This is a genomic window from Clostridium arbusti SL206 (genome assembly GCF_000246895.1).
GTDB lineage: Bacteria > Bacillota > Clostridia > Clostridiales > Clostridiaceae > Clostridium_I > Clostridium_I arbusti.
On record NZ_BAEV01000033.1, the window covers coordinates 1 to 12,643 of the forward strand.

Consider the following 12,643-nt stretch of genomic DNA (forward strand, 5'->3'; position numbering starts at 1 on the left):
GTTGGTCTGATGATATAACCTCAACCGTCTTAAACCCCTTACTGAGCTGCCATTCTAGCTTTATTTTTAAGTCTAAGTTTGTCTGCAATCATTGCTATGAATTCAGAATTAGTAGGTTTACCCTTTCCATTATGTATAGTATATCCAAATAGCTTATTTATAGTATCAACTTAGTTATACCAACACTTTGCAGACTTAAAAATATTATTATGTGCATATTAAATTCTATAATAAATACCTATAAATTTTCTTCATTTTATAGGTGTATTTTCAAATTGTTTATACATATATTATATCTCTCCTAAAATATATTGCAAGTCCTTATTTTTTAATATTTTACTTTTTATAATATTTAATTTAGATATTTTTCTATATTTATCTTAAATACTCTAAAAAATAAAGTTCTTCAAATTTGAGATAGTACAAAATTTCAAACACCTAAGAAAAAATATGATATCACCATTTCTGGCAATACCCTAAAATAATATATGCTATTTAATTTTATTTAATAATACTTTCTTCTTTTCACTAAATTCTTCTTCAGTAATTATTCCCTTTCCTTTTAAATCAGCCAAATCTTTTAATTGTTCAGTAACTGATACCATTGAACCTTTCGATAATTGCATATTTATAAAATTATTGTAATCTTTTTCAGGTATCATTTTTATTAAAGTTATATAATCTTTAAAATCAAAAAACATTGAATGCCTTTCTCCATTAACATAATAGTTAAAAAAAGTTTCCCTATCATCATGAGTTATAATTTCGGACTTTATTGATTCAATTTTACCTTTTTTCCTACTACCAATTACGGCACCTGCACCACCTGCAATAACACCTCCGACAATTGCTCCTCCTACTGAACTTCCTCCTATTTCTCCACCACCACCCGAGATTTTTGTTTGTTTAGAAACATTACCTTGAGTTGAATAGTATTCGATATCTTTTAATGGTATTTTATACAAAATATATTTTTCCTCTCTGCTTTGTACTACTGCTGGAAATAAAAACAAACTCTGATCTTTAATCCAAATATATTGCTTATCTTTAGATATTTTAGCAAAACCATTTTTATAGTTTACAATTTTATAATCATTGGATATGTTATATTCAATCTTCTTTTCTTCAAATATCTTATTATTTTTTTCATCTTCTTTAATTTGTCTTTGTTTTTGAGTTTCTTTTATTTTATTATTAGAAATAACCGCCCATATACAGAGTCCTATAAATATAAATAGTCCTATAAAAAACGTACTTGGCGATGCAACAGCCCACCATATTAATAAAATTAAAGCTATTATAGCAATACAACCCATCTATTAACACTTCCTTTACATATTAAATAAAAAATTCATATTTACATTATAATCATAAATATCTACAAATATCAATAATTTCTTCATTATTCCTTATAAAAAGTCAAAAAAAGGGTATCACCATTTCTGGCAACACCCTTGAATTTTTCACTACTACATATTTTGTCTTGTTATATTTTTAAGCATGTGTATTAACAAATCTATTTAAATCGTTTATAAAATCATCCGCATTATTTACTTCATGTAAATTAACATTATCTATATGATAATTATTAGTTACTCTATGATCTTCAGTTTGTGGCTGTATAGACCTATTTTCTATTCCATTTGTATTATTTATACTTCTATTATTGACAATTCCTTGTCCTATATTATCAGCTACTGGTATGGGATTTAATTTATTTAGATTAAGTCCAACACTCATATCTTTTGATAATCCTTTTATTGCATCAGTAACTTTAGATTTATTTTTATCAATTCCTTGAGCAAGTCCACCCATAAAATCAGGCATCCAGCTTTCATAATCGGTAAGCGGCCCTTCATCTGGAACTGAAAAATGTAAGAAGCCTTTTATTTTATCAGCTACACCACTAACGGCATTTATAACTCCACCAATAGCACCTTTAATACCATCTATTAATCCTTGTATAAAATCTTTACCCCACTGTAGAGCCTTACCTGGTAACGATGTCAAGAAACTTATAGCACTATTAAACCCATTACTAATAACGCTTCCTATAGTACCCATAACAGACGATATACCGTTTTTCAATCCATTTATCATATTCGCACCAAATTGTACAAATCGACTAGGTAAACTTTCAAATCAATTTACTACTGCATTAAAAGCATTTTTAATTCCATTTCCAGCACTTTCTACACCGCTAACCAAATTTCCAAAAAATCCAATTACAGCATTAATTACTCCACCAATTACAGATTTTATTGTGTTTCATACTTCATTAACTAAATCTCTAAAAGCTTGATTCTTATTGTATAAAACTACTAATGCTGTAACTAATCCAGCTATTGCTATAACTACTATTGCAATAGGATTTAATGACATAGCTAAATTCAAGGCTGTTTGTGCTACTGTTGCTGCTCCCTCTGCTATAGTTGAAGCCACAAGTTGAGCCTTTTGTGCTATTCATGCTATAGCCTGTTTTCCAAGTTCCAATGTCATTTTAGCTAAACTTACTGCACCTTCTGCTGCTGCTTTTCCAAAATCTAGCATAGCACTGCCGGCTGTTCTTGCAAATCCACCTATTTTACTTAATCCACTACCTAATGTATCAAGTACACTAGAACCAAAATTAGATATTCTAGTACTTACAGATAAAACTCCATCTTGCAAATACATGAATGCAACTCTAGCTGTATCTATTTTATCTTTAACATTCCCTATAGTACTTGTTACTGTACTTATAGCATTTTTAACATTATTTACAGTGCCAATTATGCCTTGTATTGTTTTTCATGTAGCAAAAGCCGAACCTATACCAATTACTATTGCCCTTGTAGCTTCTCCATGTTGTGCAAATCAATCAAGTGCATTTTTAACCGCTGTTAATCCACCCTTTGCAAGTCCTAAAAGTTGATTACTTAAATTAGATCCACTGCTACCCATCTTAGGGAATAAATTAGTAGCTATTTGTATAACATCTTTTATAATTCCTGAAATTATAGGTGATAATGTAGTTATTGCCTGGCTTATAAATTTCATCCCATTGCTAATAATATCTTTAGAGCCATTTATTGCATTTTTTATAGCATCTTGTATCTTTGGCATGTTGCCATTAAACCAAGTAACCGCACTATTAAAAGCTGGTAATAATAATGTACCAACACTTTGCCCTAATGTAGCAAGATTCAATTGTGCAACTCTAATCTGATTCGCAAAACTTCCACTTAATGTTCTGCCAAAATCCCCTTGAGCATCTTTTGTAACGTTCATAAGATAATTATATCTTAATATAGTTTGTTCTGATTGACTCATTTGAGCATATGGCTTTTTAATACCTTCAGATAATGCATAAGCTTGTAAATTAGCTACGGACATGTTAATACCAAGTGCTTTTAATGGCTCCGTTTCTCCAGATATACCAGATCTGATTTTTTCCCACATATCAGAAGTACCTACATTATAAAAAGAACTCATGTCTCCTGTTAGTTGTACAAGTTTCTTGGACATATCCCCAGCTTTTTGTTCAGTAACTCCACTAGATTTAAGCATAGCACCCATGAATCCAACTCATTGTGTACTAGCTGTTTGAGATATACCAGCACTTTTAGCTGTTGTTTGTGTCCAATCTTCAATAGATTTTGCACTATTCTTATATGTCTGTTGGACTACATTCTGTGCTTCCGATAAATTGCTAGCACTTTCAGCCAGTTTATATCCCTGATCTATTAAGGCTTTAAAGCCAAAACCCACACCTAATACAGCGCCTAATTTAAGAGCAAGACTCCCTATTTTCCCAAAAGAGCTTTCAAATATTCCTGATAGCCCTTTTGCTTTTTCTCCTGCTTTATCAAGTTCTGTACTTGCATTATCTTTTAGTAATAATTCTCCAAATATACTAAATAATTTCATTCGTTAATCACCCCCTTTTTGATTATTTCTATTTAAGTTATCTAATTTTCGTATTCTTTCCGCTTCTGCTAATGCTTCTTCTTTTGTTATTTTTTTAGAACTTTTTGTATCTGTATTTGTATTTTTAAATGCTTTATTTTTATAATCTTCAAAACTCATATAATTATTTTTATCCATATAAATATGCTCTATATTCCATTGTTCAAAGAGTCTATCTTCAGCGATCTTTATATTCATCTTTTCAATTAGTTTAAATCCATCAAAAAATCTTAAATTAATTACATAATCAATATTATTGTATCTACTTAAAATTGTATCCATGCACTCATATTCATCAAAATCTTCAGGCACTATACTATGTGCAAATTGAATTATTTTGCAGAGTTCAGTGCCTGTCCGAAAAAATCAGAAAATTGGTCATCATTAAATATTGAATTTACTATCTCCATAACATCTTTTAATTCCATGTTTTCTACTTCACCTATAGACTGGCTACTTATATCTGCAAATAATTTATATATTTCTTGTTGTGCATCTCCTAAATGTTCTACAAATAACATTGTTAATTCTACTTGTAGATTTTGCTGTGCTTCTTCTTTTTCTTTAGGAGTTTTGTTTGATATATCTGTTATTAATCCTTTTATTTCTGCCTTTATATTCATTTTTTTAATAATTCTAGTTAATGTAAATAGATCTCCAAATTGTAATTTTCTCATATTATTATTACCTCTTTCTTATATTTATTTTTATTTAATTTTCTAACGTAAAAAGTACCTATTGAAAGGTACTTTTAATTAGTTGTTCGTTACAGTTGTTGTTGGAATTGAATTTAAATACAATCCGTTTGTAGATTTAACATTGTTAAGCATATTTGTATTTTTATTATATGCCACTGTAACTATTTGACCACTTGTTGGTACTGTAGTTAATGTTAATTCTATTGTATTTTGGTTATTAACCCCTATTTCTGCATCTGTAATAACATCTGTTGTAGCAATACCATCTATTGTATCTGCTACTGTTACCGTAAAGCCATCTTTTGGTACTGGAGTCGTTACTGTATCTGTAAATGTTAATAATACCTTATTATTAGATATAATAGGTGTTTGGCTTAATGTAAATATAGTTGATACATTTGCTTTTGGGAACCTAATTTCGAATGGCAATTCATCTATAGCATAAGGATCTATATAAGCTGTAAATGTACATGCTAAAACGTTATCATTATCGTCCTTTGTATTTCATTTGAGTCCATCTGTATTTGCTGCATTCTTTAGAATTATAATAACTGGTAATTCACTTCCACTTATTTTTCCCACTAATGCTAGATTTTCTAAATAATCCGATTCATCTAAACTAGTTTTACCTGTTATAATATCATAACTTGCATCTGAGTCGGTGTCTATATTTCCTCTCAATAATAATGTTAATATTTCTGCTGTAACTTCCAATAAATTTGTTGCCAAAGTTACTGTTGTATTCGTAATAATTTCTCCATACTTCATATCACCTTTAATTCCATCGATCTTAATTGTACGGGTATTACTTTTTACTGTGAACGTATTTCCACCTGCTGTAGCACCAATTAAAGCTTCTTTATCTGTACCATAATTTTTATATAATGCTCCAGCATCTATTAATAAATTATTAGGTGTATTGGGTGTAAAACCAACTGTTTTTGTATTATTCATATATTTATTACCTGCCTCTCTATTTCTTTATTGATCTCTTTCGTATGTTTTAACTAAGAAACGTAATTGTCGTCTCTTTAAGTTAACGTCTGGATCATTCAAATTAAGACGACATGGGTTATACCTACTTATTTGTATAAACATATCGTCTTTTATTATTGTTATTTTATTTAATTTCTTATATATAGCATCTGTTAAAGTCTCAACTTCTTCTATACCATGCTTATTGCTCCATATATCTATGTACACTAAGTTATTATTAGAATATTCATTATTGGGAATGGCGCTGTACATTAAAACCGTAGCATATGGATATACTTTAGCTCCATTTTCTGCACTTTCCTTATCTTGTGGATATTCGTCTGTATAGCATGTAACAATAGGCTGTATTTGTTCGATTAAATAATCATACATATTTAATATAATTAATCACCTATTTTAGACGCTATAATCTTATCTGCTATTTCAGTTATTTTACTTGAACTATCATTAATGGTATTTTGCAGTATATGCTGTGCCTTTTGCTTGGAACTTCCAAGTTCTACCCATTCGGAGTAATACGCTTCTGGCGTTGTTCCTATTCTAATACCACTATTATTATCAAGGGTATCAAAGGTTTCTGACCTTCTCATATTTCCACTTACAACTGGTGTTCTTAATTGATATTCAGCCACTAAAGCTGTGCCCCATGCATTGCATATTTCTTTTTTACTTGCATTAATAGCCGCTTTTACTTCTGAACTATAATCTTTAAAAGTAGATGACATTATATCACCATCCTTTCTATTTTATTTGATATACAAATATCTCTGTATAAGTATCCCATCGAATAAATTTTCTTATCTCATATTCTTCTGTATCATCTGTAGTTTTAAGTATAGAATTGATTTTAATATCTTCATCAACTCCATAGTGCTCATAGAATAATCGGTTTGTAACATCTACATCATAGCCATATGTCTTTAACAGTAATTCTTTATTATAAGGTTGTTTGTCCAAATCTATATTTTTTATAAATATATCTGTAGTAACATAATCACCATGGCTATTAATAGAGCCTTGTCCTTTATTCCATAGGGCATATGTTGTATTTTTTAGCATATTATCCAACCTCTTTTTTATATATTTAATTAAATTGCTTTTTTATATTTCTCTAAATATTCATCATAATACATCCAAACCATTTTAGTTCTATTAGGTAATCTACCTGCTGTTTTGTATTTACCTTTACAACACTTGGATATACTAGATTGTGGTATACCATATTTTTTAACAGCTTGATTAATATAACCAAATATTTCACCTGTAGTACTACAAATTATTTTTCTTGCCTGCGGATGATTTGCACCACTGAAATTAGCATGACTTTCTCTTAATTTTTTTCTTATCTCTTCTGAAGTATTATAATATTTTTTAGCTTCACTTATTTTTTTCTTCGCTTCCTCTGAACAATGATGACCTTTATGTGATTCACTGATCTTATATCTAATTTCATTCATTTCTTGCTCTGTTTTACCAGCATAAGTATTTCCACCATCTCCACCATCAGCAATATTATAATAATCATCTGATTTAACTGCATTATGTAATTTAATAAATTCAATCTCTAATTTATTTGATTCTTCTCGTGAATAAGTAATTGCAACTATATCTCTATGAAAATTTTCTTTACCATATTTTTCTATAGCATGATTTAAATAAATTCCACTACCTAAATAATTTTCTCATTTATTCCTAATGTCAAACATCTTTTGACCTATGTATTTTTTACCATTAACCATGTTAGTTGTTATGTATATAAAACCATATGGATTTTCTATCTCCAATCAAACACCCCCTGATTTTTTACATTAAAAAAGAGCAAGACTACAGTTACTACTGAAAATCTTAACCCATTAAACGTATATATGGTAGTGGTAGTAATGCTTTTACGTCATTTGATAATCCATCAGTAAAAGTACCACTTCTAGAACCTTGGCTAAATTGTTTAGTTCCCTCAAGACCATGCTTTCTAAAGGTTTCAACGGTATATTGAAGTAAAGAATCAGGATAAGTAGCTTCTACATCTAAATTATCAATCTTTAAATAATTCTTAATTAAAGTAGAACCTTGCCTTAAATAAAGATTTATAAGAGCATCTTGATTGCTAACATTTAATATAATTTTTGCATCATCTAAAATTGCCATAAGACTTACCTCCTATTTAAAAGGGTAAGGTTTATTTACCCTTACCCTTGTTTTTTTCATCTTCTACTAATTTTTTAGTAACTTCTTTAACTTCCTCAACTTCTTTAAAACCCTTTGAAATTAAATCTTCTATGATTTTTTTATCTTCACTTATTCTCACAACATTTAACTTTTTAAGCTTCATATACAATCACCTCTAATATTAAGCTAAAGCTTCTTTAATATTTGCAAAACAATGTGCTAACATATTGTCTGGAATCCAAAGATCATGATACTTTCTATAGTCTAATTTATATGCTCTTGCACTCTGATTAGTCTCAGGATCAAATATTCTTATAGCATCAGTTTTAGAAACTGCTATAGGACAAGTCTGTGCACAAATTAACCAATTAATATTTTTAGCTGCTGCATCTGCTACAAAACCACCTGCTGTTTGTCCTGCTGTCTTACCATCATTGAATACATAAGCTGTCTTTAATCTACTTGAAGGCGCTGGAATAATAGGATTATCGTCTACCATAGTAACTTTAGTAGAAAAAACTCCGCTTGCAAAATCAGTAACTTGAAGCTGTTTTGCTATTTCTGTAGAACTTTCAAGAATATTTTTAGTTATTGAACTCATTGTAATAACTAGTGGTACATCACCTACAACATCCTTTACTGCTGCAATATCAGCTTTCAATTTAGAAAGTATAGTTTCTGCTGCTGGAAGATAACCACCACTCGCTCTATTTCCTTCTATTGCTAAAGATGCTATTTTACTATATCTGTAAGCATCTATCTCAGGAATAACTTGTGTTCTCTGAAACTGTGCCATAACATTACTTGCAGTTACAACAAAGTTACTTTCATCTACTTCATTTTCATCTATGGAAAAACTTCTACCTCTATCCTGTGTCATAGTCTTTGTTTCATATTCATGTGTTACATCTCCTGCTGTAAAACCCAGTGCTCTATCATAATTTGCTAAACCATCCATACTAATGTTAGGTATCTTTATTTCTTTACCGCCACGATATATAACTTGTCCAGCATTTGCTTCCATTCAGCCACTTGTAGCACCTGCCACTGCTTGAGCATCTAATGCGTTTTGAAATAAACTTGCGTATTCTATTGTATTTGCCATAATTTAAATTACCTCTTTCTTATATAAATTTATTTTTTATTTCTTGTTCTTTAAAGACTACAATTACAAAAAGTCATTATTTAATACCAAATATTTTATTAATTTCAGCTTTTGCTTGTTCTTCAGCTGTTAAATTTGTATTAGTATTTTTAGGTGGTTTATATCCGCCTTTAAGCCTTTCTTCTGCTAAATCATTAACCTTAGTATTTAAAACATTCTCTAAGCTTTCCAGATTCTTGGTTGTTGTTTCTTCATCTGCTCCAATAAAATAATCGACTAATTCAGAAGGTAGCTTCTTATCTGTAGCCATTTTAAGAGCCTTATTTCTTAGTGTTTCATGAGCCTTTTCTTTTTCAGATTTGTTAATTCTCTCAGTAAGTTCTCTAATTTGTTTTTGTTCTGCTGTTTCCTGTGGATTAGCTTTTGCTACTGCATCATCAATAAGTTTTTGAAGATTATTAGTCTTCCAGCTATCTAACCCTTTATTGAAATTTTTATCCAACTTAGGTTGTAATAACTTTTTACCATCATCAGTGCTTAAAAAACTCTCAACTCTATCAGGTGAAATTAAACCCCCAACATAATTTTTAACATCTTCACTATCTTTGTTTGTTTCAAAATAATCTGTTATCTCTTTAAAATTTTCTACTGCCATTTAAATATCTCTCTCCTTTTCGCCCTTTATGTACTAATAGTCCGTAAAGTGCATTTAATTTTTTGTATAATAAAGAAGCCTTATTTCTAAGACTTGTTTTAATCTATTCCCTTTTCTTTTGCCCAAGAATCATAATCTTGATAGTCTATTAATTCTCTACTTTCATTATCAAGTCTTTTACTTGGCTTCCAATCATCACTAGGCATATTTATAAGTACACAGCGACATCCTGGATGATTTTCAGGAGGAACTACTTTATCTGGATCATCAATATCATAAACGTGCCCATCAAGTGCTGCACATTCTTCACTTGTTTTACCATCTAAAGTAGCAGTATACATTTGTTTCTCTACACCTACATTTCTTCCTAAATCATCTATAGCCTGTGATTGAACCCTAGCATTTTCAGTATTAACTAGCCTTTGACTTTCATAAGCACTTACATTAAACTGCTGTCTTATATTTCGTGCTAATTTATCTAAATGAATATCTCCATTCATGGCATCAACTATTCCCTGTTTAACATTGTCCACTAAATTAGCTTTGTTAGTCCATATTCTATCTGAAAATATCTTACCATCAATAGGATTGTTTACTGCTGCGTCAATGTATTCCTTTTTTAAGATACCAAAGTTAAGCACATCCTTCATACCGCTATCAAGTATATAAGCATTGTGATAATAAACCATAGGATAAGTGTCAGCTAATATATTAATTACCTGGTCCACTTCTTGCTGACCTAAATTTTTACCCATATCTTTAAGCTTTTTATCTATATCAGCTAATAAGACTTTTTTCTGCTGTAGTGTTACATTTAATAATCCATTTTCAGCATTTTTTATATACAGCATACCTAAATATTGATGCAATTCTTCTAAATTAGCTTTTTGATTAGAATATACACTCTTCATTTGTTCATCAGCATATTTTTCAGCATCTAACTTAATTTGTTCAATCATCTTTTGATACATAGGATTTAAAGTATTAACCATCTGTACCACCACTTAATAAGTCTGCTCCTATAGAATTAGCTTTATTTTCTTCCTGCAATTGCTTCATTTCAGCACCTGGATTAGAAACAAAACTTAATTGACTTAATCCAGTTTTAATAGATAGCTTTCCATTAAGTTGAGATATTATTTGAGCCATCATTAAATCATCACTTGGTATGTTTGGAGTAAACTTAGAATCTATATCTTTCCACTCATAAGACTTGTTTTCTTTAATTTTAAGATATTCAAATAAGAATTGTAATCTTAATTTAATAGCATCAGCTAAAGCCTGAATATTATCACTGCATTTCTGCTCTAAGCTTATAAGTCTATTCTTTAAAGCTAAACTAGATGTATTACTAGCTAATTTCTCATTGTGGTTTATATGGGAACTTAATTGATATATTTTATCTTCCTGGGTAGATAATGTATTTTGTATAAAGCTATCATTTATATTTTTTATTACCCATGCCGCATCTGAATCCTTATTAGGCATATTTAAGATACCTAATTCTTTCATTTTATCTAAATCTGTTTTTCCATTTTCATCTTTCGTTTCATCATCTAATTCACAACCTGTTATTTTTAAATAGGCATTACGAAAATCAGATATTTCGTTACTTATGTCACTTAAATTAGTTTCATAAGCATCTTGAAGTCCTTTTATCTTTTTATATAAACTCTCATAATAAGAACCTATTTTCACTATACTTACTGGCACTTTAGAGAATATATTTTCATCTACTTTAGAACCCTTTATAAGTTCAAAACTTGAGCCTACACAAGTATAGTGTGTTATATCTTCGTTAGTATAAACATCAGCATATAATGTCTTTGATTCATCAAACTTCTTACTAAAAAATCTTATAAATAATTCTATATTGCCAAAATCATCTTGTAAAATATAACTATCTCTTGGAGTACATATAAGACTATTAAATAATCCATCTGAATCTATATAATATAATTCATAGGCTTCATTATAAATCAAAGCTTCTTTACACAACTCTTTATCATGATTAGTATTTCAATGCTTAAAATTAAGTCTTAAATCTTCTATAACATTACTGTCATTACTGTGGCTTGAATAAGTAATTTTATTTCCACAACAATAAGAAGCTTCTTCATTAACAAACTTCTGAATAAAGTTACATGAGAGTTTATTATTACTTCTCTTAGTAACCATTTGATAATGTAGCATAGCATCTGTATATCCATCATAATATCTTCTCATGGTTTCATATCTATGTAACTTTAAATCAAAATCAGTTTTACATTGTGTTAGTAAATTATTATTAATCAATAAATATTACCTCCTGTTCTTTTGCAAAATAAAAAAAGCTATAATCCTAGCTTTCTTCTATCTAAAATCTTTATTTTTTGTATAACTTCAATTTCTTTAATATCAATTGTTGATTGTGCTACTGCATCTGGAGCATCATCATGTTCTGAATACTCCTGTCCACAAAAACTCATTATTTGCTCTATAAAATCTGTATCATCTTGATTAAATATAATTCTGCCATTATTTACATCACTTATGATAGTAGATATTTTTTCATCTTTATTTTTCTTCTGCATTCTGTTTATAAATGTGATATTTCTATATTTTAATTCATCATCTTTATTAATTAATTCTTTAATCTTTAATACATCAGCACTCATATATAGATTTTTTTCTATAGATACATGAGTTATTTCGGGGAAATCCCTTAAAAGCTTTATAACATGATTACAAAAATCATCAAAACCTACTTTTAATAATTCACCTTTTTTAATATAAAGAAAATCATTGTCAGCTAAACCACCAACTGCAAAAGCTGAATAATCGGCTTTATTGCTTATACTATTAGCTGGATCACAAACAAGGATATTTTTAATAAAATTATGGCCTTGAATTTCTTCTAAAGATTGAGTTCTATTAGATATGAACCACTTTTCACCTATTTTTGATGCATCGTTCATCATTTCCTGTTTAAATGCCACTGGATTATTATAGTAATCTATAGCTAAATCTAAACAATCATATTTATCGGGCCATAAGGTTTTATATTGCATCTCTTTTTCGTGGTGATAATAAAAT

General features: G+C 29.3%; 22 protein-coding genes and 2 pseudogenes. 1 reads left to right on the forward strand and 23 read right to left on the reverse strand.

Annotation, left to right across the window (positions count from 1 at the left end; all coding sequences use genetic code 11):
* Positions 1–38: 38 nt before the first annotated feature.
* The 5 genes and pseudogenes from RH99_RS18570 to RH99_RS07870 form a co-directional block, all read right to left on the reverse strand.
* Positions 39–170 (reverse strand): annotated as a pseudogene (locus RH99_RS18570) (sporulation initiation factor Spo0A C-terminal domain-containing protein); the annotation flags it as partial.
* 321 nt (positions 171–491) lie between these two features.
* Positions 492–1,316: an SHOCT domain-containing protein gene (locus RH99_RS19490; protein ID WP_010236260.1), complete on the reverse strand. Its 825-nt coding sequence runs from the start codon at positions 1,314–1,316 to the stop codon at positions 492–494.
* 178 nt (positions 1,317–1,494) lie between these two features.
* Positions 1,495–2,100 (reverse strand): phage tail protein, encoded by a 606-nt coding sequence (locus RH99_RS07865; protein WP_010236262.1) that lies wholly within the window; start codon positions 2,098–2,100, stop codon positions 1,495–1,497.
* Positions 2,101–2,268: 168 nt separating this feature from the next.
* Positions 2,269–2,442 (reverse strand): hypothetical protein, encoded by a 174-nt coding sequence (locus RH99_RS19220; protein WP_010236264.1) that lies wholly within the window; start codon positions 2,440–2,442, stop codon positions 2,269–2,271.
* A 21-nt stretch (positions 2,443–2,463) separates the two neighbouring features.
* Complete coding sequence (locus RH99_RS07870; RefSeq protein WP_206771402.1) at positions 2,464–2,670, reverse strand: hypothetical protein; 207 nt, start codon at positions 2,668–2,670, stop codon at positions 2,464–2,466.
* Positions 2,671–2,674: 4 nt separating this feature from the next.
* Here RH99_RS07870 and RH99_RS18935 point away from each other — a divergent pair, with 4 nt between their 5' ends.
* Positions 2,675–2,914 carry a hypothetical protein gene (locus RH99_RS18935; RefSeq protein ID WP_138990625.1) on the forward strand — a complete coding sequence of 80 codons (240 nt, stop codon included), beginning with the start codon at positions 2,675–2,677 and terminating at the stop codon, positions 2,912–2,914.
* Here RH99_RS18935 and RH99_RS07875 read toward each other — a convergent pair.
* The 18 genes and pseudogenes from RH99_RS07875 to RH99_RS18285 all read right to left on the reverse strand — a co-directional run bounded on the left by RH99_RS07875 (position 2,857) and on the right by RH99_RS18285 (position 12,618).
* Positions 2,857–3,549: a hypothetical protein gene (locus RH99_RS07875; RefSeq protein ID WP_206771403.1), complete on the reverse strand. Its 693-nt coding sequence runs from the start codon at positions 3,547–3,549 to the stop codon at positions 2,857–2,859. The genes RH99_RS18935 and RH99_RS07875 overlap by 58 nt on opposite strands.
* A gap of 18 nt (positions 3,550–3,567) precedes the next feature.
* Positions 3,568–3,909: a hypothetical protein gene (locus RH99_RS07880; RefSeq protein ID WP_026038435.1), complete on the reverse strand. Its 342-nt coding sequence runs from the start codon at positions 3,907–3,909 to the stop codon at positions 3,568–3,570.
* 3 nt (positions 3,910–3,912) lie between these two features.
* Complete coding sequence (locus RH99_RS07885) at positions 3,913–4,260, reverse strand: hypothetical protein (protein WP_158511943.1); 348 nt, start codon at positions 4,258–4,260, stop codon at positions 3,913–3,915.
* Positions 4,261–4,280: 20 nt separating this feature from the next.
* On the reverse strand, positions 4,281–4,625 hold the full coding sequence (locus tag RH99_RS07890; protein ID WP_010236269.1) for a hypothetical protein: 345 nt from the start codon (positions 4,623–4,625) through the stop codon (positions 4,281–4,283).
* 78 nt (positions 4,626–4,703) lie between these two features.
* Positions 4,704–5,075, reverse strand: coding sequence for a SwmB domain-containing protein (locus tag RH99_RS19700; RefSeq protein ID WP_243441469.1), 372 nt, complete (start codon positions 5,073–5,075; stop codon positions 4,704–4,706).
* A gap of 75 nt (positions 5,076–5,150) precedes the next feature.
* Positions 5,151–5,600: a hypothetical protein gene (locus tag RH99_RS19705; protein WP_243441470.1), complete on the reverse strand. Its 450-nt coding sequence runs from the start codon at positions 5,598–5,600 to the stop codon at positions 5,151–5,153.
* Between the two features lie 27 nt (positions 5,601–5,627).
* Entirely contained in the window at positions 5,628–5,894 is a 267-nt protein-coding gene (locus tag RH99_RS07900; RefSeq protein WP_243441471.1) for a hypothetical protein, read from the reverse strand.
* 131 nt (positions 5,895–6,025) lie between these two features.
* The gene (locus tag RH99_RS07905) at positions 6,026–6,367 is read right to left on the reverse strand and encodes an HK97-gp10 family putative phage morphogenesis protein (RefSeq protein WP_010236274.1); all 342 of its coding nucleotides are present in this window, start codon (positions 6,365–6,367) and stop codon (positions 6,026–6,028) included.
* A gap of 16 nt (positions 6,368–6,383) precedes the next feature.
* Entirely contained in the window at positions 6,384–6,701 is a 318-nt protein-coding gene (locus RH99_RS07910) for a hypothetical protein (RefSeq protein WP_010236277.1), read from the reverse strand.
* Between the two features lie 29 nt (positions 6,702–6,730).
* Positions 6,731–7,099, reverse strand: coding sequence for a helix-turn-helix domain-containing protein (locus RH99_RS18280; protein ID WP_010236280.1), 369 nt, complete (start codon positions 7,097–7,099; stop codon positions 6,731–6,733).
* Between the two features lie 225 nt (positions 7,100–7,324).
* Positions 7,325–7,426, reverse strand: coding sequence for a hypothetical protein (locus RH99_RS20030; RefSeq protein WP_373854704.1), 102 nt, complete (start codon positions 7,424–7,426; stop codon positions 7,325–7,327).
* A gap of 61 nt (positions 7,427–7,487) precedes the next feature.
* The gene (locus RH99_RS07920) at positions 7,488–7,787 is read right to left on the reverse strand and encodes a phage head-tail connector protein (RefSeq protein WP_010236284.1); all 300 of its coding nucleotides are present in this window, start codon (positions 7,785–7,787) and stop codon (positions 7,488–7,490) included.
* 31 nt (positions 7,788–7,818) lie between these two features.
* Entirely contained in the window at positions 7,819–7,971 is a 153-nt protein-coding gene (locus RH99_RS19355; protein WP_162829317.1) for a hypothetical protein, read from the reverse strand.
* An 18-nt stretch (positions 7,972–7,989) separates the two neighbouring features.
* Entirely contained in the window at positions 7,990–8,832 is an 843-nt protein-coding gene (locus RH99_RS07925) for a hypothetical protein (RefSeq protein WP_010236286.1), read from the reverse strand.
* A 157-nt stretch (positions 8,833–8,989) separates the two neighbouring features.
* Complete coding sequence (locus RH99_RS07930; protein ID WP_010236289.1) at positions 8,990–9,568, reverse strand: DUF4355 domain-containing protein; 579 nt, start codon at positions 9,566–9,568, stop codon at positions 8,990–8,992.
* Between the two features lie 98 nt (positions 9,569–9,666).
* Entirely contained in the window at positions 9,667–10,560 is an 894-nt protein-coding gene (locus RH99_RS07935; RefSeq protein WP_010236292.1) for a minor capsid protein, read from the reverse strand.
* Positions 10,553–11,863, reverse strand: a pseudogene (locus RH99_RS07940) (phage portal protein). Before RH99_RS07940 ends, RH99_RS07935 begins: the two are co-directional and overlap by 8 nt.
* Positions 11,864–11,901: 38 nt before the next feature.
* Positions 11,902–12,618 (reverse strand): hypothetical protein, encoded by a 717-nt coding sequence (locus RH99_RS18285; RefSeq protein WP_050993345.1) that lies wholly within the window; start codon positions 12,616–12,618, stop codon positions 11,902–11,904.
* Between the last annotated feature and the right edge of the window lie 25 nt (positions 12,619–12,643).